Source organism: Sphingomonas sp. S-NIH.Pt3_0716 (genome assembly GCF_003950715.1).
Taxonomy (GTDB): Bacteria; Pseudomonadota; Alphaproteobacteria; order Sphingomonadales; family Sphingomonadaceae; genus Sphingobium; species Sphingobium yanoikuyae_A.
This window is the reverse complement of record NZ_QLJK01000013.1, coordinates 48,352-73,062: the sequence shown is the minus strand read 5'-3', so window position 1 is coordinate 73,062 and position 24,711 is coordinate 48,352. Positions and strand designations below refer to the sequence as shown.

General features: G+C 63.2%; 27 protein-coding genes. 11 read left to right on the top strand and 16 right to left on the bottom strand.

The genetic code is table 11. The features are described 5' to 3' along the window. Positions 1-39: 39 nt before the first annotated feature. From dnaG to BRX37_RS12385, 3 genes are all read right to left on the bottom strand, one after another. The gene (gene dnaG, locus BRX37_RS12395; protein ID WP_125987309.1) at positions 40-1,929 is read right to left on the bottom strand and encodes a DNA primase; all 1,890 of its coding nucleotides are present in this window, start codon (positions 1,927-1,929) and stop codon (positions 40-42) included. Between the two features lies 1 nt (position 1,930). After that, on the bottom strand, positions 1,931-2,332 hold the full coding sequence (locus BRX37_RS12390; RefSeq protein WP_125987307.1) for an endonuclease domain-containing protein: 402 nt from the start codon (positions 2,330-2,332) through the stop codon (positions 1,931-1,933). A 77-nt stretch (positions 2,333-2,409) separates the two neighbouring features. Then, positions 2,410-2,862 (bottom strand): GatB/YqeY domain-containing protein, encoded by a 453-nt coding sequence (locus BRX37_RS12385; protein WP_004211770.1) that lies wholly within the window; start codon positions 2,860-2,862, stop codon positions 2,410-2,412. Between the two features lie 153 nt (positions 2,863-3,015). Here BRX37_RS12385 and carA point away from each other — a divergent pair, with 153 nt between their 5' ends. The 5 genes from carA to BRX37_RS12360 all read left to right on the top strand — a co-directional run bounded on the left by carA (position 3,016) and on the right by BRX37_RS12360 (position 9,175). Next, complete coding sequence (gene carA, locus BRX37_RS12380) at positions 3,016-4,194, top strand: glutamine-hydrolyzing carbamoyl-phosphate synthase small subunit (RefSeq protein WP_125987305.1); 1,179 nt, start codon at positions 3,016-3,018, stop codon at positions 4,192-4,194. After that, positions 4,191-4,559, top strand: a complete 369-nt coding sequence (locus BRX37_RS12375; RefSeq protein WP_125987303.1) for a ribonuclease E inhibitor RraB — start codon at positions 4,191-4,193, stop codon at positions 4,557-4,559. Before carA ends, BRX37_RS12375 begins: the two co-directional genes overlap by 4 nt. A 58-nt stretch (positions 4,560-4,617) precedes the next feature. Continuing rightward, positions 4,618-7,953: a carbamoyl-phosphate synthase large subunit gene (carB, locus tag BRX37_RS12370; protein ID WP_099231731.1), complete on the top strand. Its 3,336-nt coding sequence runs from the start codon at positions 4,618-4,620 to the stop codon at positions 7,951-7,953. A gap of 81 nt (positions 7,954-8,034) precedes the next feature. After that, positions 8,035-8,511, top strand: a complete 477-nt coding sequence (gene greA / locus BRX37_RS12365; RefSeq protein WP_004211784.1) for a transcription elongation factor GreA — start codon at positions 8,035-8,037, stop codon at positions 8,509-8,511. Between the two features lie 4 nt (positions 8,512-8,515). Next, positions 8,516-9,175 (top strand): rhomboid family intramembrane serine protease, encoded by a 660-nt coding sequence (locus BRX37_RS12360; RefSeq protein WP_069335868.1) that lies wholly within the window; start codon positions 8,516-8,518, stop codon positions 9,173-9,175. A gap of 63 nt (positions 9,176-9,238) precedes the next feature. On the opposite strand, the gene BRX37_RS12355 is transcribed toward BRX37_RS12360, so the two are convergent. The 5 genes from BRX37_RS12355 to BRX37_RS12335 all read right to left on the bottom strand — a co-directional run bounded on the left by BRX37_RS12355 (position 9,239) and on the right by BRX37_RS12335 (position 11,576). Further along, positions 9,239-9,460: a DUF4170 domain-containing protein gene (locus BRX37_RS12355; RefSeq protein WP_004211788.1), complete on the bottom strand. Its 222-nt coding sequence runs from the start codon at positions 9,458-9,460 to the stop codon at positions 9,239-9,241. A 104-nt stretch (positions 9,461-9,564) separates the two neighbouring features. Further along, positions 9,565-10,218: a hypothetical protein gene (locus tag BRX37_RS12350; protein WP_017501337.1), complete on the bottom strand. Its 654-nt coding sequence runs from the start codon at positions 10,216-10,218 to the stop codon at positions 9,565-9,567. Next, positions 10,211-10,534 carry a hypothetical protein gene (locus BRX37_RS12345; RefSeq protein ID WP_125987301.1) on the bottom strand — a complete coding sequence of 108 codons (324 nt, stop codon included), beginning with the start codon at positions 10,532-10,534 and terminating at the stop codon, positions 10,211-10,213. Before BRX37_RS12345 ends, BRX37_RS12350 begins: the two co-directional genes overlap by 8 nt. Beyond that, on the bottom strand, positions 10,531-10,905 hold the full coding sequence (locus BRX37_RS12340) for a phage holin family protein (protein WP_097382636.1): 375 nt from the start codon (positions 10,903-10,905) through the stop codon (positions 10,531-10,533). The genes BRX37_RS12345 and BRX37_RS12340 overlap by 4 nt, the downstream gene beginning before the upstream one ends. Before the next feature lie 65 nt (positions 10,906-10,970). Next, the gene (locus BRX37_RS12335; protein ID WP_037507498.1) at positions 10,971-11,576 is read right to left on the bottom strand and encodes a hypothetical protein; all 606 of its coding nucleotides are present in this window, start codon (positions 11,574-11,576) and stop codon (positions 10,971-10,973) included. A 226-nt stretch (positions 11,577-11,802) separates the two neighbouring features. Between BRX37_RS12335 and eno the strand changes: the two genes are divergently transcribed. The 4 genes from eno to BRX37_RS12315 all read left to right on the top strand — a co-directional run bounded on the left by eno (position 11,803) and on the right by BRX37_RS12315 (position 16,144). Then, positions 11,803-13,077, top strand: a complete 1,275-nt coding sequence (gene eno, locus BRX37_RS12330) for a phosphopyruvate hydratase (RefSeq protein WP_004211794.1) — start codon at positions 11,803-11,805, stop codon at positions 13,075-13,077. Between the two features lie 90 nt (positions 13,078-13,167). Further along, on the top strand, positions 13,168-13,479 hold the full coding sequence (locus BRX37_RS12325) for an FtsB family cell division protein (RefSeq protein WP_004211795.1): 312 nt from the start codon (positions 13,168-13,170) through the stop codon (positions 13,477-13,479). Positions 13,480-13,709: 230 nt separating this feature from the next. Further along, a complete protein-coding gene (gene pdhA / locus BRX37_RS12320) occupies positions 13,710-14,783 on the top strand; it encodes a pyruvate dehydrogenase (acetyl-transferring) E1 component subunit alpha (protein WP_004211796.1) in 1,074 nt (357 codons plus the stop codon). Beyond that, on the top strand, positions 14,783-16,144 hold the full coding sequence (locus BRX37_RS12315; RefSeq protein ID WP_125987299.1) for a pyruvate dehydrogenase complex E1 component subunit beta: 1,362 nt from the start codon (positions 14,783-14,785) through the stop codon (positions 16,142-16,144). Before pdhA ends, BRX37_RS12315 begins: the two co-directional genes overlap by 1 nt. A gap of 65 nt (positions 16,145-16,209) precedes the next feature. Here BRX37_RS12315 and BRX37_RS12310 read toward each other — a convergent pair whose 3' ends face one another. The 3 genes from BRX37_RS12310 to BRX37_RS12300 are packed head-to-tail and all read right to left on the bottom strand — an operon-like array spanning position 16,210 to position 19,378. Further along, on the bottom strand, positions 16,210-16,869 hold the full coding sequence (locus BRX37_RS12310; protein ID WP_125987297.1) for a TadE/TadG family type IV pilus assembly protein: 660 nt from the start codon (positions 16,867-16,869) through the stop codon (positions 16,210-16,212). Beyond that, entirely contained in the window at positions 16,866-17,399 is a 534-nt protein-coding gene (locus tag BRX37_RS12305; RefSeq protein WP_247594301.1) for a TadE/TadG family type IV pilus assembly protein, read from the bottom strand. Before BRX37_RS12305 ends, BRX37_RS12310 begins: the two co-directional genes overlap by 4 nt. Before the next feature lie 59 nt (positions 17,400-17,458). Further along, positions 17,459-19,378: a pilus assembly protein gene (locus BRX37_RS12300; protein ID WP_125987295.1), complete on the bottom strand. Its 1,920-nt coding sequence runs from the start codon at positions 19,376-19,378 to the stop codon at positions 17,459-17,461. 139 nt (positions 19,379-19,517) lie between these two features. On the opposite strand from BRX37_RS12300, the gene BRX37_RS12295 reads away from it, so the two are divergent. Together BRX37_RS12295 and BRX37_RS12290 are read left to right on the top strand one after the other, a co-directional pair. Further along, positions 19,518-20,177, top strand: coding sequence for a hypothetical protein (locus BRX37_RS12295; RefSeq protein WP_125987294.1), 660 nt, complete (start codon positions 19,518-19,520; stop codon positions 20,175-20,177). A gap of 45 nt (positions 20,178-20,222) precedes the next feature. After that, entirely contained in the window at positions 20,223-20,687 is a 465-nt protein-coding gene (locus BRX37_RS12290) for an EF-hand domain-containing protein (RefSeq protein WP_125987292.1), read from the top strand. A gap of 16 nt (positions 20,688-20,703) precedes the next feature. Here BRX37_RS12290 and trmFO read toward each other — a convergent pair whose 3' ends face one another. The 5 genes from trmFO to BRX37_RS12265 form a co-directional block, all read right to left on the bottom strand. Continuing rightward, positions 20,704-22,050 (bottom strand): methylenetetrahydrofolate--tRNA-(uracil(54)-C(5))-methyltransferase (FADH(2)-oxidizing) TrmFO, encoded by a 1,347-nt coding sequence (gene trmFO, locus BRX37_RS12285; RefSeq protein WP_048937311.1) that lies wholly within the window; start codon positions 22,048-22,050, stop codon positions 20,704-20,706. Between the two features lie 123 nt (positions 22,051-22,173). After that, entirely contained in the window at positions 22,174-22,581 is a 408-nt protein-coding gene (locus tag BRX37_RS12280; protein ID WP_004211806.1) for a hypothetical protein, read from the bottom strand. A gap of 51 nt (positions 22,582-22,632) precedes the next feature. Further along, on the bottom strand, positions 22,633-23,004 hold the full coding sequence (locus tag BRX37_RS12275; RefSeq protein WP_004211807.1) for a hypothetical protein: 372 nt from the start codon (positions 23,002-23,004) through the stop codon (positions 22,633-22,635). 20 nt (positions 23,005-23,024) lie between these two features. After that, positions 23,025-24,047 carry an SRPBCC family protein gene (locus BRX37_RS12270; protein ID WP_125987290.1) on the bottom strand — a complete coding sequence of 341 codons (1,023 nt, stop codon included), beginning with the start codon at positions 24,045-24,047 and terminating at the stop codon, positions 23,025-23,027. Between the two features lie 61 nt (positions 24,048-24,108). Beyond that, a complete protein-coding gene (locus BRX37_RS12265; RefSeq protein ID WP_004211810.1) occupies positions 24,109-24,654 on the bottom strand; it encodes a GbsR/MarR family transcriptional regulator in 546 nt (181 codons plus the stop codon). Positions 24,655-24,711: the final 57 nt, after the last annotated feature.

Genomic DNA, 24,711 nt, shown 5'->3' with positions numbered 1-24,711 from the left:
TCGCCTTAACTCCGTCGTCCCGACAGGAACGAGCCTCAATCAAACAATGTCTTCGGACTGCGCCAGTTCCGCCAGGCGGCTGTCGTGATCGGCTTTCAGCGCGCGGATGCGCTGCTGTTCAGCGAAATTCTCTTCGCTGAAGTCGCTCTCGAACCGTCTAGTAGCCTCCGCCAGCGCCGTTTCCAGCTCCGGTCCTTGCGCCATCACCCGGATGGCCTCGTCCAGGTCGCGTTGCACGCGACTGGGGTCGGTTGTCATCCTATGTGGGGTGAATGTGAACGTATCGGCCCGGAGCATCCCCTTAGCCATATTATACAAGTCACCTTGCCCCAATATGGTAAGGAGGGCCTGCGTTTCAACTGTTTCTTTGCGGAAGGATGCGGCGATCATCGCATCCAGCAATCGCGCCAGCGCGGGATCGCCGATTCGCAGGCCTGACAGCGTCTCGCGGTGCAGGATAATCTGCTCCGGATCGCGCAGCAGGCTGGCCAATATCGCCCGCAGCAACCGATGTTCCATGCCGCTCGCACCGATCTCCCGCGCCTCGTTGCCGGCGGGCGGGATGGGCGGCTTCCAATTGCCCTTCTTGTCGCGCTGCCAGCCGGCGCGGGCGCCACCACCGCCTGCGCCGCGCGGGGCACGCTGGCCGCCGCCAAACCGATCCGGCCGGGCAAAGAAGAGCGCGTCATAGCGCTCCCGGAATGCCTGGGCATAGAGCGCGCGGACATCGGGATGCTGGATCGAGTCGCTATGGGCGGCTAGCCGCTGCTTGAGCGCCGCCTTCTGCTCGGGCGTGTCGAGCGGACCGACCTTCTGCTCATGCTCCCACAGGCGATCGACCAGCGGCTGGGCGCCCGCCAGCACGGCGTCCATCGCGCGCGGCCCTTCGGCGCGGAGCAGGTCGTCGGGGTCTTGCCCGGCGGGCAGGGTGGCGAAGGCCAGGCTATGGCCGGGGCGCAGAAGGGGGAGGGCGCGGGTCGCCGCGCGGATCGCCGCCTTCTGCCCGGCGGCATCGCCATCGAAGCACAATATCGGCACCTCGACCATCTTCCACAATCGTTCGATCTGATGCTCGGTCAGCGCCGTGCCGAGCGGCGCGACCGCATCGCCGAAACCGGCCTGGGCCAGCGCGATCACGTCCATATAGCCCTCGACCACGATCACCCGGCCGCTCTGCCGGCTGGCGGGGGAGGCGCGGTCGATATTGTAGAGGGTGCGCCCCTTGTCGAAGAGCGGCGTGTCGGGCGAGTTCAGATATTTGGGTTCGCCTTGGCCGATGATCCGACCGCCAAAGGCGATCACCCGTCCGCGAATATCGCGGATCGGCAGCATCAGGCGACCGCGGAACCGGTCATATGTATCACGTTCGCCGTCAGGGTCGATGAGCAAGCCGGCCTCGACCAGCATCGGCTCGCCAAATTCCTTGAGCGCGCCTTTCAGCTTCCCGCGCGAATCCGGCGAATAGCCAAAGCCGAACGTGCGCCGGGTCGCGTCGCTGATGCCGCGCTTGGCGAGATAGGCGCGGGCGTCGCCGCCGTCGATCCCGCCAAGCTGCTCCTCGAAGAAGCCCTGAGCCGCGCCCATCGCGTCATGCAGCCCCTTGGCCTGCTCGGCGCGCTTGGCTGCACGCGGATCGGCGGCGGGCACTTCCATGCCGGCGGTCGCGGCCAGTTCCTTCACGGCTTCCATGAAGGGCAGGCCGCGCTGGTCGGTCATCCAGCGGATCGCATCGCCATGCGCGCCGCAGCCGAAACAGTGATAGAAACCCTTCTCGTCGTTGATCGTGAAGCTGGGCGTCTTCTCGTTATGGAACGGGCAGCAAGCCTTATACTCGCGGCCCGCCTTCTGCACCTTCACGGTCTTGCCGATCAAAGTCGACAGCGACGTCCGCGCGCGCAACTCGTCCAGCCATTGGGGCGTGAGGGTCAACTTAAAGCCCCTCCCTTCCAAGGGAGGGGTTGGGGTGGGTGATCTTCTGCCTTTCCGGCATGGCGCGGGCACGATCCAGAATGACGCTCAGCACGCCTTCCAGATTATCCCGAATGTCGATGTTGGAGAAGCGCAAAACCAGATAGCCCTGATGTGCAAGGTCAAAGTCTCTATCTCGATCCTTGATAGCATCATGGCTATCATCATCGACTTCTATGATGAGGCCGAGGAGGGGGCAGAGAAAGTCGCAGATATAGGGTTCGATCACGGCTTGTCGGCGGAATTTGAAGCCGTCCAGCTGGGAACCGCGTAGGGCGCCCCAAAGGCGGCGTTCATATTCCGTGGGCTCGCGCCGCATCTTGCGCGCAAATTGACCGAGTCTCGCATTGATGCGCAGCGCCATCACCCACCCCAACCCCTCCCTTGGAAGGGAGGGGCTATTATGTCAGTATCGCATGCGCGTGTCAGCCCGGTGCTAACTCAGCTCAGCGCCGCCTTCACCAGCCCGCTCGCCTTGCTCATGTCGATCACCGCGCCATGGCGTTCCTTGAGCACGGCCATCACCTTGCCCATGTCCTTGACGCTTTCCGCGCCGATCTCGGCCTTGATGCCCTCGATCGCGGCGCGGGTCTCGTCCTCGCTCAGCTGCGCAGGCAGGAAGGTTTCGATCACGTCCAGCTCGGCCTGTTCCTTGGCGGCCAGTTCGTCGCGGCCGCCGCTCTTGAACATGTCGATCGATTCGCGGCGCTGCTTCACCATCTTCTGCAGCACCTCGACCACGACCGTATCGTCGTCGGGCACGTTGCTGGCGGTGCGCAGTTCGATGTCGCGATCCTTGAGCTTGGCCAGGATCAGGCGCACGGCAGCCAGGCGATCCTTGTCGCCGGCCTTCATGGACTCCACTTGGGCGCTCTTGATGGTGTCGCGAATCATGGGCGAATTAATCCTGTTTCTCGGGAAAGGAGTAGATATAATGCGAAAAGAGATTTTTAACAGACGTTGACCTTCACGCGTTGCGGGAATAGGTGACCGGCCGTTTAACCCGCACCAGACGGGTTCCCGCAAAAGCATAAAGGACCGCAGACCATGGCTGACGCCAAGACCCTCATTGTGCCCAAAGGAGCGACAGGGGTATTGGTTTTTGCCGATGGCTCCGCCGTCTTCGGTCGCGGCTTCGGCGCGGTCGGCGACGCGGTCGGCGAACTCTGCTTCAATACCTCGATCACTGGCTATCAGGAGATCATGACCGATCCCTCCTATGCCGGGCAGATCATCACCTTCACCTTCCCGCATATCGGCAATGTCGGCACCAATCTCGACGACGTCGAAGCCGACAGCCCCTATGCGCTGGGCTGCATCGTGCGCCAGGACGTCACCGCGCCCAGCAATTTCCGCAATGTCGAACCGTTCGACCAGTGGATGAAGGAAAAGGGCCGCATCGGCCTCGCCGGTGTCGACACCCGCGCGCTGACTAGGCTGATCCGCGAGAAGGGCGCGCCTAACGTGGTCATCGCCCATGATCCGGATGGCAATTTCGACATCGCCGCGCTCGCTGCCAAGGCGGCCGCCTGGCCGGGCCTTGAAGGCATGGACCTCGCCATCGAAGTCACGGGCAAGGAAAGCCGCCTGTGGAAGGACGGCATCTGGACCATCGGCCATGGCTATGGCCTCAATGAAGCGGGTGAGGAACGCCCCCATGTCGTCGCCATCGATTATGGCGCGAAGAACAACATCTTCCGCAATCTGGTGAAGGCCGGCGCGCGCGTCACCGTGCTGCCCGCCACCGCGACCTTTGACCAGGTCAAGGCGCTCAATCCCGACGGCGTGTTCCTGTCGAACGGTCCGGGCGATCCGGCCGCGACCGGCGAATATGCCGTGCCGGTGATCCGGCAGGTACTGGCCGCCGACATCCCCGTCTTCGGCATCTGCCTCGGCCACCAGCTTCTGGGCCTGGCCGTCGGCGCCAGGACGATCAAGATGCATCAGGGCCATCGCGGCGCGAACCATCCGGTCAAGCGCCTGTCGGACGGTCTGGTCGAGATCACCAGCATGAACCATGGCTTCGCCGTCGATGTCGACACGCTGCCGGCCAATGCGCGCTCGACTCATGTCTCGCTGTTCGACGGCAGCAATTGCGGCATCGAACTGACCGACAAGAATGCCTTCTCGGTCCAGTATCACCCCGAAGCCTCGCCCGGCCCGCAGGACAGCTTCTACCTGTTCAAGAAGTTCGTCGATGGCCTCAAGGGTGCGGTCGCCGCGTGAGCCAGAACCTGCCCCCGGTTGACGAAGCGCGCCTCGCCGCAGAGTGGGAGGCGGACAGGCAAGTCCTCGCCAATCTCAAGCGCAATGGCGACGTCGCGCGTCTCGCGCGGCCCGTGGATGTCAGCTTCCGGGGCAGTGAGAAGGATTTCGAGCGCGTCCTGACCGTCGCCAGCCAGTTCGGCTTCGTCGAACTGGACCGCGAGGAAGATGAGGAAGGCGACCTGTTCCTGTTCCTGGAATGCGTGCAGCCGGTCGACGAAGCCTCGATCCGCGCGCTGACCCGGAAATGCCTCCAGATCGAAATCCTCTGCGGCGTCGAATATGACGGCTGGGGTTGCGAGGCGCAGGCGGGGGGCGTGCATTGACCGCCATTATTCAAATTGTGCGCGTGAGCGCCTTCAACTGTAAATCAGAGGCCAAATAATGCCCAAGCGCACAGACATCTCCTCCATCCTCATCATCGGCGCTGGTCCGATCATCATCGGCCAGGCGTGCGAGTTCGATTATTCGGGCACGCAGGCGGTCAAGGCGCTGAAGGAAGAGGGCTATCGCATCATCCTGGTGAATTCCAACCCGGCCACCATCATGACCGATCCGGAATTTGCCGACGCGACCTATGTCGAGCCGATCACGCCCGAAATCGTGGCGAAGATCATCGAGAAGGAGCGGCCCGATGCGGTGCTGCCGACGATGGGCGGCCAGACCGCGCTCAACACGGCGCTGGCGCTGTTCAACGACGGCACACTGGAGAAGTTCGGTGTCCAGATGATCGGCGCCGACGCCGAAGCGATCGACAAGGCGGAGGACCGGATCAAGTTCCGCGACGCCATGGACAAGATCGGCCTGGAATCGGCCCGCTCGCGCATCGCCCACACCATGGAAGAGGCGATGGAAGCGCTGGAGTTTACCGGCCTTCCCTCGATCATCCGTCCCAGCTTCACCATGGGCGGCACCGGCGGCGGCATCGCCTATAATCGCGACGAGTTCATGAACATCGTCCGCGGCGGCCTGGATGCCTCGCCGACCACCGAAGTCCTGATCGAGGAATCGCTCCTCGGCTGGAAGGAATATGAGATGGAAGTCGTGCGCGATCGCAACGACAATTCCATCATCATCTGCTCGATCGAGAATGTCGATCCGATGGGCGTCCATACCGGCGACTCCATCACCGTCGCGCCGGCGCTGACGCTGACCGACAAGGAATATCAGATCATGCGCAACGCCAGCCTGGCGGTGCTGCGCGAGATCGGCGTCGAAACCGGCGGGTCGAATGTCCAGTTCGCGGTCAATCCCAAGGACGGCCGTCTGGTCGTCATCGAGATGAACCCGCGCGTGTCGCGTTCCTCGGCGCTGGCGTCGAAGGCGACCGGCTTCCCGATCGCCAAGGTCGCGGCGAAGCTCGCCGTCGGCTACACGCTCGACGAGATCGAGAATGACATTACCGGCGCGACTCCGGCCTCGTTCGAGCCGACCATCGACTATGTCGTGACCAAGATCCCGCGCTTCGCCTTTGAAAAGTTCAAGGGCGCCGAGCCGCTGCTGGGCACCGCGATGAAGTCGGTCGGCGAAGTCATGGCGATCGGCCGGAACATCCATGAATCGATGCAGAAGGCGCTGCGCGGTCTGGAAACCGGCCTGTCCGGCTTCAACCAGGTCGATCATCTGGTTGGCGCGCCCAAGGACGACATCATTGCCGCCCTGGCACAGCCGACGCCCGATCGCCTGCTGGTCGCCGCGCAAGCCCTTCGTGAAGGTCTGACCGTCGCGGAAATCCACAATATCGCCAAGTTCGACCCCTGGTTCCTGGAGCGCCTCAAGGAAATCGTCGAGGCCGAGAATGAGGTGCTGGAACATGGCCTGCCGCGCGACGCGGACGGCATGCGCCGCCTCAAGGCCATGGGCTTTTCCGACAAGCGTCTCGCCTGGCTGGCGCTCAAGTCCGCCAATCTGCGCGGCAATGAGCGTGGCGTCGCCCGCGGCAGCGGCCTGATCCACGATGCTGTCGTCGCCATGACCGGCGGCGTGACCGAGGATGAAGTGCGCAGCCTGCGCCACAAGCTGGGCGTGCGTCCGGTGTTCAAGCGCATCGACACCTGCGCCGCCGAGTTCGAGGCGAAGACGCCCTACATGTATTCGACCTATGAAGCCCCGATCTTCGGCGAGCCGGAGAATGAGGCGCAGCCCAGCGACCGCAAGAAGGTCGTCATCCTGGGTGGCGGTCCCAACCGCATCGGTCAGGGCATCGAGTTCGACTATTGCTGCGTCCATGCCTGCTTTGCGCTGAGCGAAGCCGGCTATGAGACGATCATGGTCAACTGCAACCCGGAAACCGTGTCGACCGACTATGACACGTCCGACCGCCTCTATTTCGAGCCGCTGACGGCCGAAGATGTGCTGGAGATCCTGCATGTCGAAATGTCGAAGGGAACGCTGGCCGGCGTGCTCGTGCAGTTTGGCGGCCAGACGCCGCTCAAGCTCGCACAGGCGCTGGAGGATGCCGGCATCCCGATCCTGGGCACCAGTCCGGACGCGATCGACCTGGCCGAGGATCGCGAGCGTTTCGCCGCGCTGATCGACAAGCTGAAGCTGCGCCAGCCGGCCAACGGCATTGCCCGCAGCCGCGAGGAGGCGATCGCGGTCGCCAACCGCATCGGCTATCCGGTGCTGATGCGTCCGTCCTACGTCCTTGGCGGTCGCGCCATGGAAATCGTCGACGGCCAGGCCCAGCTCGAAGAATATATCACCACCGCCGTGCAGGTGTCGGGTGACTCCCCGGTGCTGATCGACCAGTATCTGCGTGATGCGGTCGAGGTCGACGTCGATGCACTGTGCGATGGCGACGATGTGGTCGTCGCCGGCGTGCTGCAGCATATCGAGGAAGCCGGCGTTCACTCCGGTGACTCCGCCTGCTCGCTGCCGCCCTACAGCCTGTCGGACGAGGTGATTGCCGAGATCGAGCGTCAGACCGAAGTGCTGGCCCGTGCCCTGTCGGTCCGTGGCCTGATGAACATCCAGTTCGCGGTCAAGGATGGCATTGTTTATCTGATCGAGGTCAATCCGCGCGCCAGCCGGACCGTGCCCTTCGTCGCCAAGGCGATCGGCACCCCGATCGCCAAGATCGCCTCGCGCGTCATGGCCGGTGAGAAGATCAAGGATCTGCCCAGGATCGATCGCAACGCGATCGACCATGTCGCGGTCAAGGAAGCCGTCTTCCCGTTCAACCGCTTCCCCGGCGTCGACCCCGTGCTCTCGCCGGAAATGAAGAGCACCGGCGAAGTCATGGGCATCGACAGCAATTTTGCCACCGCCTTTGCGAAGGCGCAGCTGGGTGCGGGTACCGTGCTGCCGACCAGCGGCACCGTCTTCGTGTCGGTCAAGGACAGCGACAAGCCGGTGATCCTGCCGGCGGTGCAGAAGCTGGCGGGCATGGGCTTCACCATCATCGCGACCGGCGGCACCGCCACCTATCTGGAAGGTCAGGGGATCGCCGTCGAACATGTGAACAAGGTGGCCGAAGGCCGTCCGCACATCGTCGACCGGATCACCGATGGCGACGTGCAGCTGATCTTCAACACCACCGAAGGCTGGCAGTCCCTGAAGGACAGCAAGGCGATCCGCACCAGTGCTCTACGCGCAAAGATTGCAAGTTTCACCACCGCGACCGCCAGCGTCGCTGCGGCGGACGCAATCGAGGCTTTGCGGGACCGCGCCCTTGAAGTGCGCTCGCTCCAGTCCTATTATCCTGGGTCGCACGCCTGATCCCCTTCACCAGGAAGCATGCTGCGGGTGGCGCCACGTTCGGCGCCGCCAAAGGGAAGTTTTGACGAAGGATTTGCAATAATGGCGACCGTCGAGAAGATGCCGATGCTGCAGGTGGGCTATGACAAGCTCAATGCGCAGCTCCGCGAACTGAAGGCCGAGCGCCCTCTGATCGTGGACGCCATCGAGGAAGCTCGTGCCCACGGCGACCTGTCGGAAAATGCCGAATATCACGCCGCCAAGGAACGGCAGGGGCAGGTCGAGGCAACGATTTCCGACCTGGAAGACAAGTTGTCGCGCGCCCAGATCATCGATCCGACCACCCTGTCGGGTAACAAGATCGTGTTCGGCGCGACCGTGACCCTGCTGGACGAGGACGACAAGCCGGTCAAATATCAGATCGTGGGCCAGGCCGAGGCGGATGCCAAGGCGGGCATGATCAGCTATAACAGCCCGCTGGGCCGTGCGCTGATCGGCCGCGAGGTCGGTGACGAGGTGGAAGTGTCGGTCCCGTCGGGCGACAAATTCTACCTGGTCGACAAGATCGCGTTCATCTGATCCCGTGAAACTGCCTGCCGGACGCACGACCAACGCGATCGCGCTGGTCACGTTCGTCCTGTTCCTGTTGCTGCTGGCAACCGGGCAGATCGACAATGCGGCCTTGCTGGGCGGGTTCATGCCCGCCCGCATTGGCAATCCCGGCCTGCTGGACGGCATGGCGGCGGTGCCCTGGTGGCTGACGCCGCTCAGTTGCACCTTCGTCCATGCCGGCTGGCTGCATATCGCCTTCAACCTGCTGATGCTGCTTTTCTGCGGGCGGCAGGTCGAGCATGTGCTGGGCCGCACCGGCACGCTGATCCTCTATGTCGTCGGTGCCTATGCCGCCTGCTTCGCGCAATGGGCGATCACGCCGGAATCGATCAATCCGATGGTCGGGGCGAGCGGCGCGATTTCCGCGATCATCGCCACCTATGCGCTGCTTTACAGCCAGCAACAGGTGCGGCGGATCGGGCCGTTGTCGGCCAATTTCGTGCGGGTGCTGTGGCTGGCAGCCGCCTGGATCGCGATCCAGTTGATGATCGGCGTGGCGACGGCGGGGGGATTGGGCGATCTGGGTCAGATCGCGATTGCCGCGCATATCGGCGGCTTCCTGGCAGGGCTGGCCTTGACCCGGCCCTTGCTGCGCTGGCGCTTCCGTAAACGGCCCCAGGCTATCAATTGATCGTTCGATAATATGTGTTCGGGCGAAACCGGGGCATGATCCGGTCTCGCCCGAAACGGGTCATCAGGCTGCCGGCAGCTCAGGCTCCAGCAGGCGGTGCAGATGGACGATCACATAGCGCATTTCGGCGTCATCGACGGTGCGCTGCGCCGCGCCGCGCCAGGCCTTTTCGGCCGAGGCATAGTCAGGGAAGACGCCAACCAGGTCGACCTTGCTGAGGTCCTGGAATTCCAGCGTCTGCGGGTTGGTTACGCGGCCGCCCATCACCAGATGCATCTTGCTCATGGCGTTATATGTTCTCCTTTGACTGATCGCGGTGCCTTAGCATCGTCCCTGCGATCCGCCAAGGAAAGCGGCCTTTGTGTCGATTGCGTTTGCGGCAATCGCGATTAGCTTTTCGGCAATCGCGCCTTGATCGCGTCGCCCAGCGCCTCGACGCGGGTGGAAACGAGCGCGACCAGTTCGTCCGCCAGCTTCGATGCCTTGCCGCCAAGATCGGCCGATGCCGCAGCGTCACGGGCCGCCGTCGCGGTGTCGCTGGCGCTTTCCTTGGCGCTCGACAGCGCATGGCTTGCCGTTTCGCGGGCCTTGCTGAGCACTTCACCGGCATTGTCTCGCGCACTGGCCAGCGCTTCGCCTGCATTGTGGCGCAGCGACTCGCTATTCTCGCTCGCGGCAGTGCGGGCGGTGGCGGCCGCCTCCAGCACGCGGGCGCCGGCGGTGGCGGCCAGGCCCGGCAGCGCCTTCATCACCTTCCGGCTCTTGGGGAACATCCAGGCGATGACCGCACCGGCCGCGACCGCGCCGGCGACTGCCGCCACCGGATGCTCCTGAATGATCTCGTTTGCGCGGGCAGCAACCCGCTGGCCCCGGTCGCGCGCGTCGCCATAGGCTTCGCTCGCCTTGTCCTTGCCGGTCTGGATCAGTTCGCCGGCGCTTTCGCGCGCCTTGCCGGTGCTGTCCTTGATCATGTCGGTCGCGCTGCCGGCGGCATCATTGGCCGCTTCGCGGACGCGGGTCAGTTGGGCGCGGATGTCAGCCATCATCAATCTCCGAAATTTCCGTGTTACGGTTCCTCAGTCGAACGAACAGGCGTCCGAAAAGTGCCGTGAGGGGGCGGCGGAAGAGAAACAGGACGATGCCGGTTGCCGCCGCGCCGGTTGCAACCGGCCGCTGGCGCACCTTGGCACCGACATAGGCGACGCCGTCGAGCGCAGTCGCCGTGATCTTCGTCTCGACATCGGCCTTCAGCCGATCGGGTGCGATCCGCGCCTGGGCATCGGCAAGGCTCAGGACCGCCTTGCTGCGCAGATGCACCGCGCGTTCGGTCGCTTCGCGATAGGCCTGTTCCCGGTTCATGACTTGATCGTCTTCAACATATGGCTGATCTGTCCCTTGGCCAGCAGCAGCAGCAGGACGGCGATCAGTACAGCGCCGCCGAACACCGCCAGCGTGGCCCAGAGCGGCCCGATCATCGCGGACAGCGCAATCACCAACCCGATCAACAGGGTCACGATCGCGGCGAACAGCAGCATCAGGGCCACGATCCCCAGGATCGCGGCATTGCGGATGCCGGCGCCAGCAATGCCGGCGCGCAGCTTCTGGCGCTCGACCTCCGCCTGCGCATAGGCGCGGCCATCGGTGTAGAGGCGGGCGAATGTCGCGCGGACAGACCCCTCATTCCCCTCGGTCTGCGGCGTTGCCACCGTATCCGCTGGTTCCTGCGTCAATTGCCCCTCCGCCCCGTCAGCCGGGGCCTGCGGTTAGCCGTCACGATAATCCTGTCTTGCGTTCGTCAGGCGTCGCTGTCGGACGATCCCTTGGCAAGGCGCATCAGCACGAAACCGACCACGGCCGCGGCGCCGATGGCAACGGCCGGGCTCTTGCGCACGAAATCACGCGCCTCGGTCATCAGCTGGTCGACATCCTTGCTGTCCAGCGTATCTGCGGCACTGGCCACCGATTCCGCTGCCTGGCGGGCATAGTCGCCATATTGCGGGCCGAGCTTCGCATCGACCGTGCCGGCGGTGTCCGCAATCAGCTTCGACAGGCTCTGCATCGCCGAACCGGTCTTGTCCTTGGCACTGCTCGCCGCAGACTTTGCGGTCTTGCCGGCCTGCTCCTTGATCGGGTCGATATGCGCCTTCCAGTCGACCGAATTGATCTTGTCGGTCGCGGCCTTGGCGGCTTTTTCGGCCTGCGCCTTGATCGGCGCAATCTGCGCGGACCAGCCATGGGCAGCCCCGTTTCCGGGCTTTGCGGGCGCCTTGCGGGTGGCGGCCTTCTTCACCGGCGCGGCCTTAACGGCCGGGGTGGAGGCCTTGGTCGACGCCGGCTTCGCCTTGGCGGCAACCGCCTTCTTCGCGCGCTTGACGGGCGGGGTTTCCGGGGTGTCGGCCATTGTCCAAAGTCTCCCTAAAGCTCAACCTCATGGTCCCGCGCGGGGCGGGCTGTCATGATCCTAATGCTTGGCGGCGGCCTACAGTTCCGGCGCCGTTACTATTTTGAGCATCGGCATTTTTTGTCCGATGGCAAGTCCCCCGGATTGCCAAGTTTGGGGCTGCTGGCTAAGCGGGGCCGCGAAAAGGCCGCCCGGCGCGTGTCCGGGCCCAGATCAGGGAGCGATCATGACCGCCATTCTCGATATCCACGCCCGCCAGATTCTCGACAGCCGCGGCAATCCGACCGTCGAAGTCGATGTGATGCTGGAAGATGGCAGCTTCGGCCGCGCCGCCGTGCCCTCGGGCGCGTCGACCGGTGCCTATGAGGCGGTCGAAAAGCGCGACGGCGACAAGAGCAAATATCTGGGCAAGGGCGTGCTGGCCGCTGTCGCCGCCGTCAATGACGAGATTGCCGAGCAGCTCATCGGCCTCGACGCCGAGGACCAGGGCGAAGTCGATGCCGCGATGATCGCGCTCGACGGCACCGAGAACAAGTCGCGTCTGGGCGCCAACGCGATCCTGGGCGTGTCGCTCGCCACCGCCAAGGCTGCTGCCGACGCGCGCGGCCTGCCGCTCTATCGCTATGTCGGCGGCGTGTCGTCGCATGTCCTGCCGGTGCCGATGATGAACATCATCAACGGCGGCGAGCATGCAGACAACCCGATCGACTTCCAGGAATTCATGATCATGCCGGTCGGTGCGGAGAGCATCGCCGACGCCGTGCGCATCGGTTCTGAAATCTTCCACACGCTCAAGAAGGGCCTGCACGACAAGGGCCTGGCGACCTCGGTTGGTGACGAGGGCGGCTTTGCCCCCAATATCGCCTCGACCCGTGATGCGCTCGACTTCATCATGCTGTCGGTCGAAAAGGCCGGCTACAAGCCCGGTGACGATGTTGTGCTGGCGCTGGACTGTGCCGCGACCGAATTCTTCAAGAACGGCAAGTACGAGATTTCGGGCGAAGGCCTGTCGCTCTCGCCGGTCGAAATGGCCGACTATCTCGCTGCGCTGGCCGCCGACTATCCGATCAAGTCGATCGAGGATGGCATGAGCGAGGATGATTTCGAGGGTTGGAAGGCGCTGACCGACAAGATCGGTGACAAGGTTCAGCTGGTCGGTGACGATCTGTTCGTCACCAATCCGGCCCGCCTGTCGATGGGCATCGGCAAGGGGCTGGCCAACTCGCTGCTGGTGAAGGTCAATCAGATCGGCACGCTGTCGGAAACGCTCGCCGCCGTCGATATGGCGCACCGTGCCCGCTACACGGCGGTCATGTCGCACCGTTCGGGCGAGACCGAGGATTCGACCATCGCCGACCTCGCCGTCGCCACCAATTGCGGTCAGATCAAGACCGGCTCGCTCGCTCGTTCGGACCGGCTTGCCAAGTATAATCAGCTGATCCGCATCGAGGAAGAACTGGGCGACATGGCGGTCTATGCCGGTCGTTCGATCTTCCGCTGATCCACGGCTGATTTCAGGTTAGGGATTCGGCTGGTCGCATCGGGCATGTTTTTGCTTGCGACCGGCCGAATCCTGTGATTCAAGCAGTTCATGGCGCATATCGCGAAGCTCCGCATGCTATTGATGTCGGCCCTCGGGCCGGCAATCGCGGTGCTATTGCTGCTGTTCTTCGCCGGCTATGTCGTCCTCGGCTCCAATGGCGTGCTTGCCTGGGGCGATTATTCGCGCCAGCTGCGCGATGCGAAGGCTGAACTCAAGATCGTCCAGCTGCATCGCCAGGAGCTGCGCAACCGGGTCGATCTGCTCAATCCGCGCCGCGTCGATCCTGATCTGTCGGACGAGCTGATCCGTCGCCAGCTCGGCGTGATTCACCATGACGAAGTGATCGTTCCGCTGAACTGATCCGCACGCCGACGGGGTGCGCTTTCCATTTATTTGGTAAAATCATGTCGCGGCAACATTTTGTTGCCAGCCGTTCGTGACCTGTTTTCGACAGCGTTGTCATGGATTGTCGTTTTTGCACTCGGGACATTCATTATGCCGGGATTCCGTGGGGTCCGCCGTTGCAATCTATGCAACTCTGACGCATATCGGGCTTCTTTCCATCCTACCCACGCAAAAGGATAATAGCCTTGGCGAAACCAACCACGCCGCGCGCCGACAGCGCAAAGGCAAAGGCCGCAGTGCCGGCCGGTGCGGACCATAATCGTCCGCGCCCCGAAACGCCCACCGACTACAAGGCCAGCAAGGAAGAGCTGCTGGAATTCTATCGGCAGATGGTTCTGATCCGCCGCTTCGAGGAAAAGGCCGGCCAGCTCTATGGTCTGGGTTTCATCGGCGGTTTCTGTCACCTCTATATCGGCCAGGAGGCGGTTGCGGTCGGCATCCAGTCGGCATTGAAGCCCGGCAAGGACAGCGTGATCACCGGCTATCGCGACCATGGCCACATGCTCGCCTATGGCATCGATCCCAAGGTCATCATGGCCGAACTGACCGGCCGCGAAGCCGGCATTTCGCGCGGCAAGGGCGGTTCGATGCACATGTTTAGCGTCGAGCATAAATTCTATGGCGGCCACGGCATCGTCGGCGCCCAGGTGTCGCTCGGCGCGGGTCTGGCCTTCGCGCACAAATATAATGATGATGGCGGCGTGTGCGTTGCCTATTTCGGCGACGGCGCGGCCAACCAGGGCCAGGTCTACGAATCATTCAACATGGCCGAGCTGTGGAAGCTCCCGATCATCTTCGTGATCGAGAACAACCAATATGCCATGGGCACCAGCGTCAATCGCGCCTCGTCGGAAGACCAGCTTTATCGCCGCGGCGAGAGCTTCCGTATCCCCGGCATCCAGGTCGACGGCATGGACGTTCTGGCGGTGCGCGGCGCGACCGAGGAAGCGCTCAAGTGGGTCCAGGGCGGCAATGGCCCGATCCTGCTCGAAATGAAGACCTACCGCTATCGCGGTCACTCCATGTCCGACCCGGCCAAATATCGTTCGCGTGACGAGGTTCAGGCCGTGCGCGACAACAGCGACCCGATCGAGGGCGTGAAGAAATATCTGATCGACGCCGGCGTCAGCGAGGACGAGATCAAGGTTATCGACCAGGATATCCGCAAGATCGTCGCCGAAGCGGCCGATTTCGCCGAAACCTCGCCCGAACCTGAGATGCATGAACTCTATACCGACGTGCTGGTGGAGCAATATTAATGGGTATCGAAATCAAGATGCCGGCGCTCTCGCCGACGATGGAAGAGGGCACGCTGGCCAAGTGGCTGGTGAAGGAAGGCGATGAAGTGAAGTCCGGCGACATTCTTGCCGAGATCGAGACCGACAAGGCGACGATGGAATTCGAAGCCGTCGACGAAGGCAAGATCGGTCAGATCGTGATTGCCGAAGGCACCGAAGGCGTGAAGGTCGGCACCGTCATCGCGACGATGGCGGGCGAGGGCGGCGAAGCGGCACCTGCGCCGAAGGCCGAAGCGCCCAAGGCTGAAGAAGCCCCCAAGAAGGCGGAAAGCGGCACGTCGAAGCTGGCGTCGGAAGCCAAGGCGACCGTGCAGGATCCCGACCTCCCGGCCGGCACCGAGTTCGTCAAGACCACCGTGCGCGAAGCGCTGCGCGACGCCATGGCCGAGGAAATGCGGTCGGACCCGCGCGTCTTCGTGATGGGCGAGGAAGTCGCCGAATATCAGGGCGCCTACAAGGTGACCCAGGGCTTGCTCGACGAATTCGGTCCCAAGCGCGTCATCGACACGCCGATCACCGAATATGGCTTTGCCGGCATCGGTTCGGGCGCGGCCATGGGTGGCCTGCGTCCGGTCATCGAATTCATGACGTTCAACTTCGCCATGCAGGCGATCGACCACATCATCAACTCGGCTGCCAAGACCAACTATATGTCCGGTGGCCAGATGCGCTGCCCGATCGTGTTCCGTGGTCCCAACGGCGCGGCCAGCCGCGTCGGCGCACAGCACTCGCAAAACTATGGTCCTTGGTATGCCGCGGTTCCCGGCCTGATCGTCATCGCGCCCTATGACGCGGCCGACGCCAAAGGCCTGCTGAAGGCCGCGATCCGCTCGACCGACCCGGTCGTCTTCCTGGAGAATGAACTTCTCTATGGTCGCAGCTTCGACGTGCCCAAGGTCGACGACTATGTCCTGCCGATCGGCAAGGCGCGCATCATGCGTCCGGGCAAGGACGTGACCCTGGTCAGCTACTCGATCGGCGTAGGCCTGGCGCTCGACGCGGCCGAGCAGCTTGCCGCCGAGGGCATCGATGCCGAAGTGATCGACCTGCGCACGCTGCGCCCGCTCGACACCGCGACGGTTCTGGAGAGCCTCAAGAAGACCAACCGCCTGGTGGTGGTGGAAGAAGGCTGGCCGACCTGCTCGATCGCGTCGGAAATCGCCGCGGTCGTGATGGAAAAGGGCTTCGACGATCTCGACGCCCCGGTCCTGCGCGTCACCAACGAGGATGTGCCGCTGCCTTATGCCGCCAACCTCGAAAAGCTGGCACTGATCGACGCGGCCCGCGTCGTCGAAGCGGCCAAGAAAGTCTGCTACAAGTAAGCACAGAAAAGGGGCGGTCCGATCGGATCGCCCCTTTTTTTAATCAGACCTATGGTGGCCGGCTATCAGGAGCAGGCTGCAGTCTGCGAGGTGGACAGGTTGCCGGCATTTTTCATTGCCTGGTCGGTCCGTTCGCGCACGTTGAACGCGCTGGTGTAGCGGATGACTTTCGTGCCGAAGATGCTGTTGGAGACCAGCGGCTGATAGGTATAGGCCACTTCCACGAACATCACGGCCGTGCCGCTGCCCGATTTGATCTTGGTGCCGGTGGGGCCAAGCCCATCCGCCAATGTGGCGTCGCTAGTGCCGTCGCCGGCCTTGCCGTAAGTGGAGGTAAAGGTACCGCCACCCCAGCAGCGCTGCCAGCGAATATATTGCCCTGCCTTGGTGCCGGTCTGGGTATTGGGCTCCAGGTCGGACAGGAAGATGCGGGTATTCGCCTTGAAATCCTTGAGGTTGGCGCCGGCCAGTTCGGCGCCGGTGAAGATTTCGTTGATATCCGCCTCGTCAATCGAGGTTCGCTCGCGCGAGGCGTTGTCGGCTACCAGCATCGCGATCTGGCTAACGCGCATATGGGCGGTTGCCAGATTGGCGATTTCCAATCCGCCCATGGAGAGGACCATCAGCACCGGCAACGAATAGGCAAATTCGATCAGGGCCAGGCCCGACTGATCGTCGCGCAGACGGCGCGCCCAGCGCGCAAGGGGGAGGTGGGTCGGTTTCATGTGCAGATGATCGGCAATGTTGCCTGGTTGGACCAGGGCTGGTTGCGGATGGTGGCGTTGGCCGTGGCGGTCTGGGTCGCGCTCCAGCCCAGCAGCTTGGCCATCGGGAACAGGCGGGGCATGGATACAGTCACCTGATAGAAGACGATATCATCAGCTCCACCAAGGCCGGTGGAGCCTGCGCTGCTGTCGTAACTGCCATTGCCATTGGAATCCTCGAAGCAATCGCCCGTGTTGAAGCTGCCAAGCGGTGCCGTATCCGTGGTGATCTTCTCGGGCTTTCCCACGCGCGAGAAGTTGTAATAGCTCTTCTTGGTCACCGAAGTGGAGCCGTTCTTGCTGTTGATCGCCTGCATCTGCGCATCGATATAGGCGTCGATCTGGGTGCTGTTGAGTGTCCCGACCGATGCCGCGCGAGCGGCTCTGTCGAGCACACCCTGGGTCACCGAGCGCAGATAGGACTGATAGCCCAAGTCGCCGACGCCCATGATGAACAGGCAGAGGGGCGTGACGATCAGGCCGAACTCCATCAGCGTCGCGCCACGTTGATCACGCTGTAGATCACGGGGGAGGTGAAACGGCCAGCGCATCAGTTGGACAACCGCAAGCCGCCAATATTCTTGGCGATGTTCTGGAAGGTCGTTTTCAACTGCGCTGCGGAATAGTTCATGCTCCAATGATTGGCGCTGCTGGCGCAATTCTGCAAAGGAGTGCTCATCACGTTCGAATTGCTGAATCCGATCACCCAGATGGTGATCCCCTTGGACTTGATTGCATTGCACATCATTTCCAGGCGACGGTTGTGAATGGCCGTCAGGTCGTCATTGGAAGCGCCGGCGGGACCGTCGCGCTGATCGAGTGTCTGATATCCCCAGGCACCGTAGACATTGTTGTAGGCTTGCATGACGCCGTCGGTCATGAACACGATGTGGCGCGAAATGTTGAAGCCGTTGGGCGCGTTGGCGTTATCCGATGCGAAGATTCCGGTCGGCGACAGGAAGCGCGCGCCCCACATCATACCAATGGTGTGATAGGTGCCGCCAACTGCAACCAGACTGTCGACATAGCTGTCATAGCTGCTGGTTTGACCGTCCGGAATGGCGGTGCGGCTGGCATAAGAAGTCAGCCTACGTGCCTGGCTGGGGCAAGCGACATAGCCGTTGCTGATGTTGTTTGAACTGTTGAGCCAAGAGCCACCGCGTGTGTATTCGACGTCGGGCCAGAATGGGCGCCACTTTGTAGCAGTCGTCGTCGGTGCCGTATCGATCTGAAGATCAAAGGCGGTCGCTGGAATGGAAGAGGTCGACGAATTTGCGTTAATGGTGCTGTCCGTATCGCGTTCCTCGATACAGCCAGACCATGTCGCGTTGGTACCCCACTCAAAGGCGGGATTCTGGATAGGTTCGCCCTTGATGAAGTCGCTCATGTTGAACGCTACGTTGGTGTAGGTCCAGTTGGTGTAGCGGGTGCGTCCCGGACCAGGAGTGGTTGAGGTGAAGTAGGTCTTGGTTGTCGTCAGCTCTTTGCGCACGCACACGCGTGCGGTGCTGCCCGATGGGGCGTTCGACGTGCTGTTGTTCCAGCCGCCATAGCTGTAGACGGTCCGTGCGGTGTTGCTGGGCGCGCTGCCGCTTGTGGTCGCGGAGGCATTCTGCCAGTTGGAGCAGTCGGTCCCGTTCAGATTGGTCCCACCTGATCCATTGATCGCATTCTGGGCTGATGTGTAGCAGGTGTTTGAGCCGTTGCGCTTGTAGCAGGTCGTGTCCGTCGACGTGTTTTCCCAGTAATACCACGCATAGCGGCTGTTATAAGTCCATGTCTCGCCGGCCGTGCCCCCGAGTACCGCGCTGGTGGGCAATTGATAACCTACATTGACAGTGGAGCTATAGGGCATGAAGCCGTAGCGGATGCGGCCACTGCTGTCGGAGCCAGGACCTAGCGTATCATAGAAATCTCTTACCGCCTGCTGCAGGGCGGTGAGCTTTACAACCGTGCCTCCTGAGCCATTGGAAATGGAATCGGCCATCGACCCGGTCGTATCCAGCACCAGCATCACGTCGGTATTGCCGATGTCGAAACGGGAATCGCAGTTTACCGCCAGCGACAATGTCTGGATGCCGAAGATGCGCATGATGGTGGTCGGGATGGTGGTTTCGGCCGACACCTGGACGGTGGTCGTCTCGCCGGGCTTGCTCTGGATCACGGGCGTGAAGTTGGCGGCGCCGAAGGTCTGCTGCGGGAAGTTGAAGTCGAAGAATTTCTTCGCTTCAGCCTTGTTGTCTTCGGTCATCGACGCGGTCGTCATTGCACGCCGTCCCGCCAGTGCGGCGGCGTCACAGGCTTGCTGCATGCGCGCGCGGACCATATAGGCGCGGCTCATGTCCACGCCGCCCCCGATCAGACCGGCAAGGGGAATGACCGCTGCGGCCACCATGGCGAGCGTGTTGCCCGCCTGGTTGCGCCGAAGCCGGCCAAGGAATGTCATCGCGCGCTTGATCTGCTTGCCCATGTTCCGCATTCACCCATGTCGCCCGTTTCCCCCCAGAAATCTGGACAGGGCCATCGTCGGCCATGCAACGGGACTGGTTAGGGTCTCTATGCGAAGTCTGGTTAAAGGATTGATAAGCCATTTTTAGATCGGTATCGAAATGATGGATCGCACGGACGATCTGGCGCCGCTGGCGCGCCTGCTTTCCGGGCATGCGGGGCGCTTTGCCGAGCGGCATCGGGCGCTCTGGGCGCTGGATCAGCGCTTTGCGCAAATTGCGCGAACCACCAGCGATCCGGCGATCGGACAGATGCGCCTCGCCTGGTGGCTGAGCGTCGTCAGTGACGAGGCGGGCGTCAAGGGGCAGGGCGAACCGGTGGTCGACTGGCTCCGCGCGATCGGTGCGCTGGCCGCGCCCGGTATCCCGGCGATGCTGGATGGCTGGGAAGTGCTGGTGGTGGAGCCGGAGATCGACCTCACCGGCCTGCGCGACTATGCCGCCGGGCGCGGCGGCGGGCTGTTCCAGGCGCTGGCCGATGTGGCCGATGCACCCGACTGGCTGATCGCGGCGGGCAAGATCTGGGCCTTGTGGGACCTGTCTGCCCATAGCGGCGACGAGGCACTGGCGGATGCGGCCATCGGTCTGGCCCGCGACCTGTTGCCGCAGATGGGCGATCCGGTGTGGCCCAGCGCGTGGAAGCCGTTGCGCATCGCCTATCTGCTGGCACGGCATGATGTCGAGCGGGGACAGCGGGCGCCGGTCGGGCTGACGCGGAACATGGCATGGCGGCTGATGCGGATCGCCCTTGTCGGGCGCTAGTCGATCGCGATAGGTTCGCTGCCGTCACGAACGGGGGAGCGGGCGATGGGACGGTTGCTGGCAGGTGGCATGGGGGCGTTGCTGCTGGTCGCGGCCGGCCTGTTCTGGTGGCAGGGGCGGGCGACCAACGAGCCGCCGCCCAAGGCGCTGCTCGCGCCGCCGCCACCGCCAGCCAACGAAGCCTTGCCAGAGGGCGATCCCGATGCGGTCGGGGAGGCGCCGCCGATGCCCGGCGAGGCCAGTCCCCAGAGCCGCGAGGAAAAGCGCTTCGCCCGCTATGATCGCAATCGCGACGGCATCATCAGCCGGATCGAAATGCTGGGCAGCCGCACCGCCGCGTTCAAACAACTCGACGCGAACAGGGATAATCTCCTGTCGTTCGAGGAATGGGCGGTGGCCACCGCGGATCGCTTTGCCGGGGCCGATGCCGACAAGGACGGCAAGCTGACCCCGGCCGAATTCGCCACCACCGCGCCGAAGCGGGTGGCGAAACCGCGCTGCAAATGCTGAGCCTTTCCCTGACGGATCAGGCCGGTTCCACCACCTCACCCAGCCAGCGACCGAAGGAGGCGCGGGCGCGAGCGGTATAGGCTTCCTTGCGCTGCTTTTTCTTGACGTCGTCGAGCGTCGGGAACAGGCCGAAATTGACGTTCATCGGCTGATAGTCGGCGGTCTCGACATTGCCAGTGACATGGCCGAGCAGCGCGCCCAGTGCCGTGTCGGCGGGCGGCGGCGCCAGGTCCTGGCCCAATATCTCGGCCGCAGCGAAACGCCCGGCGATGAGGCCGATGGCGGCGCTTTCGACATAGCCCTCGCACCCGGTCATCTGTCCGGCGAAGCGGATATGCGGCGCGCTTTTCAGGCGCAGCGTCGGATCGAGCAGCTTGGGGCTCTGGATGAAGGTGTTGCGGTGCAGCCCGCCCAGCCGCGCGAACTCTGCCTTTTCCAGCCCCGGAATGGTGCGGAACAGCTCGACCTGGGCGCCATGCTTCAGCTTGGTCTGGAAGCCGACCATGTTCCACAACGTGCCCGACGCATTGTCCTGGCGCAGCTGGACCACGGCATAGGGCCAGCGGCCGGTCTTGGGATTGTCCAGCCCCATCGGCTTCATCGGGCCATGGCGCAGCGTTTCCGGCCCGCGCGAGGCCATCACCTCGATCGGCATGCAGCCCTCGAAATAGGGGGTGCTCGACTCCCATTCCTTGAACTCGGTCTTCTCGCCGTCGAGCAGCCCCTGGACGAAGGCCTGATACTGCTCCTTGTTCATCGGGCAGTTGATATAGTCCTTGCCCTCGCCGCCGCCGGGGCCGATCTTGTCCCAGCGATTGGCCATCCAGCATTCTTCCATGTCGATGCTGTCGAAATGGATGACCGGCGCGATCGCGTCGAAAAAGGCGAGATGCTCCATGCCGGCTGCTTCGCCGATGCTGCTGGCGAGCGCGGCGGCGGTCAGCGGCCCGGTGGCGACGATGGTCATGCCTTCGGTGGGCAGCGTGTCGATCCGCTCGCGCACGATCTCGACATTGGGGTGTTCGGCCAGCGCGCGGGTGACGCCGTCGGAAAAGACATGGCGGTCGACCGCCAGAGCAGAGCCGGCCGGCACCTTGGCCGGTTCGGCGCGGTCCATGATCAGTGAGCCGAGGCGGCGCATTTCCTGATGCAGCAAACCCACGGCATTCTTGTCCGCGTCATCGGAACGGAAGCTGTTGGAACAGACCAGTTCGGCCAGCCCGTCGGTCTGGTGCGCCGGGGTCATCTCTCCGGTGCCGCGCATTTCCGACAGGCGGACCTTGATACCGGCCTGGGCGAGCTGCCAGGCGGCTTCCGAACCGGCGAGACCGCCGCCGATGACATGGATCTGATGATTGGACATATTTCGCTTAACTTCGCACTTTTCCCGCACATTCGGCAATTTCCGAACGCCAGTGGGACATATTGTTATGAGATGCAATCAGTATAGCGGGCCATGATCCAATAGGACAGGGGCGCGGAAATACTATTCCGGCGTGTAGGCCAGCCAGCCGCTGAGGCCGCTGGTGGCGATCAGGGCAAAGCTCAAATCGGGGACTTCCCCCAATAGGTCGCAGCCATAAGCCACGCCGAAGCCGATGGCGGCACCGGCGAGCAACCAGAAGGCGCGGGGTGCAAAAAGGGGGCAATGATATGCCAGGACGCGCATCGACGTCGTCCCGATGATGATCGGGATGGCGGCAACCAAGGGGCCGAAGATCAACGCGAAGAGCAATATGAGGGGCAGGATGATGAGGATGCCCAGATCCACCGTAATGGCATCGGGTATGCGGCGATAGAGATCGGCGGCCAGATAGAGCGTCATGAACAGCGGGCCGGCGGTCAGGATCGCGCGGCCGGCGCCGCGAAGATGGGCAGGATCGGCATGGGACATCGGAACCTCCCGGAAAGGGGGAAGGACGGGGCACCCCCCCCCGGCTGGCGATCAGGCAGCCTGGGTGTGGCCGTCGTGCAGCCAGCCATTCACCTTGCGACCGAAATGGGCGATCGCGCCCATGTTGAAGAAATGCATTCCGCCCAGCACGAGCACGGCGAGGCCGATCTTGGCGCTGAGGAAGCGGATCGTTTCGGCATAGCTGGTCGGTTCCTTCCCCAGGCTGAGCGTCAGGGTGATGAAGCCGATGTTGACGAGGTAGAAGCCGACGACGAGCAGATGGTTGGTCGACCGGGCCAGTTGCGCATCATGGCCGAAACATTGGGTCAGGAAGACCTCGCCATTTTTAGACAGGGTGCGCGCGACCCAGATGGTGATGGCGAGCGTGATGACCAGATAGAGGGCATAGGCGGTTTCAACCATGGTTCATCTCCTTGTGGCAGTCAGAGGATGGTGGGCGCGACCGGGCGCTCCGCGCGCTGCTTGATGAGGGCGAGCAGGTTCTTTTCGATGTCGCCCAGGAAGATTTCGCCCCACAGCCGGGAATAGCCATTGACCGGGGTCTGCATCCAATAATGGGTGTCGATGATGACGCGGGTGCGGCCGGGGCCGGCCGGTTCCATGCGATAGCCGCCGGTCGTCACCTTGAAATAGGCGCTGTCGGGCATCAGGTGCCGGTCGGTGAATTGCCAGGCGTCGAGCCCGCGAAAATCGAAGCGCCAGCCGATGCTGCGGCCCGGTTGCCAGTCGATGATATGCTCGCGAAACCGCACCTGCCGGCCCCAGTCGGCCATGCGGACCGCGCCGATCCCGTCGCCCAGCATATGGGCGCCGAGCGGTCGGGGCACGCCCAGCACATCCTGGGTGAAGGTCCATGTGCCGTCGCCCGGTCGGACATCGGGAATGCCGCGCAGCAGCGGCCAGATCCGGTCCGGACTGGCCTCCACGATGATCGAGCGGCTGACCGTGGCGGTGGCGTCGGGCAGGGGGATCATCGGTTCGACCTGCATCGCGATCAGCGGCATGGCGAGCACCGCCATGCAATAGCTGGTGCCGCGATCGCCGGCCCGGCCGCGCAGCCGGTAGGTGGCATAGGCGCCTGCCAGACCGCTGACGATCCACAGCGGGGCGAGCATGACGATGCAGATCACCCCTTCCTTCAGCACCGGTACGGACAGGAGGATGGTCGCGCCCAGCAGCCAGAGCGGCATCGTCATATAATAGCGGCGCGACCGCTCCGCCCAGGGGTCGCCGACATAGGCAACGAAAGCGGTGAGCGCGGCCGGCAGGAGCAGCAGGAAGGTGAAGCTGACAAGGCCGTTCACGCGGGTAGCGTCGAGCAGCAGATAGACGGTGATCGCAAAGGCCATGGCCAGCGCGACGGCCGAGGCGATGCGCAGCGGGGCCGATCCGGTGCGGACGGGCGGGGCGATGGGGTCAGGGCTTTCGTCGTTTGCGTCAGACATTTCTGTAAACTCCGAAATAGCTGGGCGCGATCGGGTGTCAGGGCGCATCGATCAGCAGCGATTAGTCCTTGCTCTTGCCGGTGGGGATGAAGCGGGCGATCTTGTTGCCGAGCTTCATGAGGGCGATCAGGGTCGACTTGGGCAGCTTGTTGACCTGCTCATACCAGTTGCCGAGCGTCGACATGAATTCATGCATGCGGGTGATGCGCTCGCGCACATGGGGCGGGCAACTCTCATCCTTGGCCAGCCGCTGGGCGAGGTCGTTGAGCAGGGCGATGGTCGGGTCGATCTCGCGCCGCTTGCGCTCGGCAGCGATGCGGGTGAGCATTTCCCACAGATCGGTTTCGGCGACGAAATGGTCGCGCCGGTCGCCTTCGACATGGACGCGGCGGACGATCGCATAGGATTGCAGTTCCTTGAGCGCGGTCGAGACATTGGAGCGGGCAAGGCCGAGCTGGTCGACAATCTCGTCAGCGGGCAGGGGATGGTCCGACAGATAGAGCAGCGCATGGACCTGGCTGACCGACCGGTTGACACCCCATTGGGTGCCCATCTCGCCCCAGTGGAGCAGGAACGCCTTGGCATCGGGATGGTCGAGAAGTGGCATGACGTTCCTTTCTGTAAAAACAGAAATAACGGAAGAAAATGAGTCGGGCAAGGGGCT

What these genes read in the sequence shown, in the direction of transcription:
- BRX37_RS12315 (WP_125987299.1), top strand. Translation starts at nt 14,783, where the DNA reads ATGGGTATCGAAATCAAGATGCCGGCGCTCTCGCCGACGATGGAAGAG.
- BRX37_RS12290 (WP_125987292.1), top strand. Translation starts at nt 20,223, where the DNA reads ATGGGACGGTTGCTGGCAGGTGGCATGGGGGCGTTGCTGCTGGTCGCG.
- BRX37_RS12355 (WP_004211788.1), bottom strand. Translation starts at nt 9,460, where the DNA reads ATGAGCAAGATGCATCTGGTGATGGGCGGCCGCGTAACCAACCCGCAG.
- BRX37_RS12280 (WP_004211806.1), bottom strand. Translation starts at nt 22,581, where the DNA reads ATGTCCCATGCCGATCCTGCCCATCTTCGCGGCGCCGGCCGCGCGATC.
- BRX37_RS12275 (WP_004211807.1), bottom strand. Translation starts at nt 23,004, where the DNA reads ATGGTTGAAACCGCCTATGCCCTCTATCTGGTCATCACGCTCGCCATC.
- BRX37_RS12305 (WP_247594301.1), bottom strand. Translation starts at nt 17,399, where the DNA reads ATGGAGTTCGGCCTGATCGTCACGCCCCTCTGCCTGTTCATCATGGGC.
- trmFO (WP_048937311.1), bottom strand. Translation starts at nt 22,050, where the DNA reads ATGTCCAATCATCAGATCCATGTCATCGGCGGCGGTCTCGCCGGTTCG.
- greA (WP_004211784.1), top strand. Translation starts at nt 8,035, where the DNA reads ATGGCGACCGTCGAGAAGATGCCGATGCTGCAGGTGGGCTATGACAAG.
- BRX37_RS12300 (WP_125987295.1), bottom strand. Translation starts at nt 19,378, where the DNA reads ATGGGCAAGCAGATCAAGCGCGCGATGACATTCCTTGGCCGGCTTCGG.
- eno (WP_004211794.1), top strand. Translation starts at nt 11,803, where the DNA reads ATGACCGCCATTCTCGATATCCACGCCCGCCAGATTCTCGACAGCCGC.
- BRX37_RS12310 (WP_125987297.1), bottom strand. Translation starts at nt 16,869, where the DNA reads ATGAAACCGACCCACCTCCCCCTTGCGCGCTGGGCGCGCCGTCTGCGC.
- BRX37_RS12345 (WP_125987301.1), bottom strand. Translation starts at nt 10,534, where the DNA reads ATGAACCGGGAACAGGCCTATCGCGAAGCGACCGAACGCGCGGTGCAT.
- carA (WP_125987305.1), top strand. Translation starts at nt 3,016, where the DNA reads ATGGCTGACGCCAAGACCCTCATTGTGCCCAAAGGAGCGACAGGGGTA.
- BRX37_RS12295 (WP_125987294.1), top strand. Translation starts at nt 19,518, where the DNA reads ATGATGGATCGCACGGACGATCTGGCGCCGCTGGCGCGCCTGCTTTCC.
- BRX37_RS12325 (WP_004211795.1), top strand. Translation starts at nt 13,168, where the DNA reads ATGGCGCATATCGCGAAGCTCCGCATGCTATTGATGTCGGCCCTCGGG.
- BRX37_RS12335 (WP_037507498.1), bottom strand. Translation starts at nt 11,576, where the DNA reads ATGGCCGACACCCCGGAAACCCCGCCCGTCAAGCGCGCGAAGAAGGCG.
- BRX37_RS12385 (WP_004211770.1), bottom strand. Translation starts at nt 2,862, where the DNA reads ATGATTCGCGACACCATCAAGAGCGCCCAAGTGGAGTCCATGAAGGCC.
- carB (WP_099231731.1), top strand. Translation starts at nt 4,618, where the DNA reads ATGCCCAAGCGCACAGACATCTCCTCCATCCTCATCATCGGCGCTGGT.
- BRX37_RS12350 (WP_017501337.1), bottom strand. Translation starts at nt 10,218, where the DNA reads ATGGCTGACATCCGCGCCCAACTGACCCGCGTCCGCGAAGCGGCCAAT.
- BRX37_RS12270 (WP_125987290.1), bottom strand. Translation starts at nt 24,047, where the DNA reads ATGTCTGACGCAAACGACGAAAGCCCTGACCCCATCGCCCCGCCCGTC.
- BRX37_RS12265 (WP_004211810.1), bottom strand. Translation starts at nt 24,654, where the DNA reads ATGCCACTTCTCGACCATCCCGATGCCAAGGCGTTCCTGCTCCACTGG.
- BRX37_RS12390 (WP_125987307.1), bottom strand. Translation starts at nt 2,332, where the DNA reads ATGGCGCTGCGCATCAATGCGAGACTCGGTCAATTTGCGCGCAAGATG.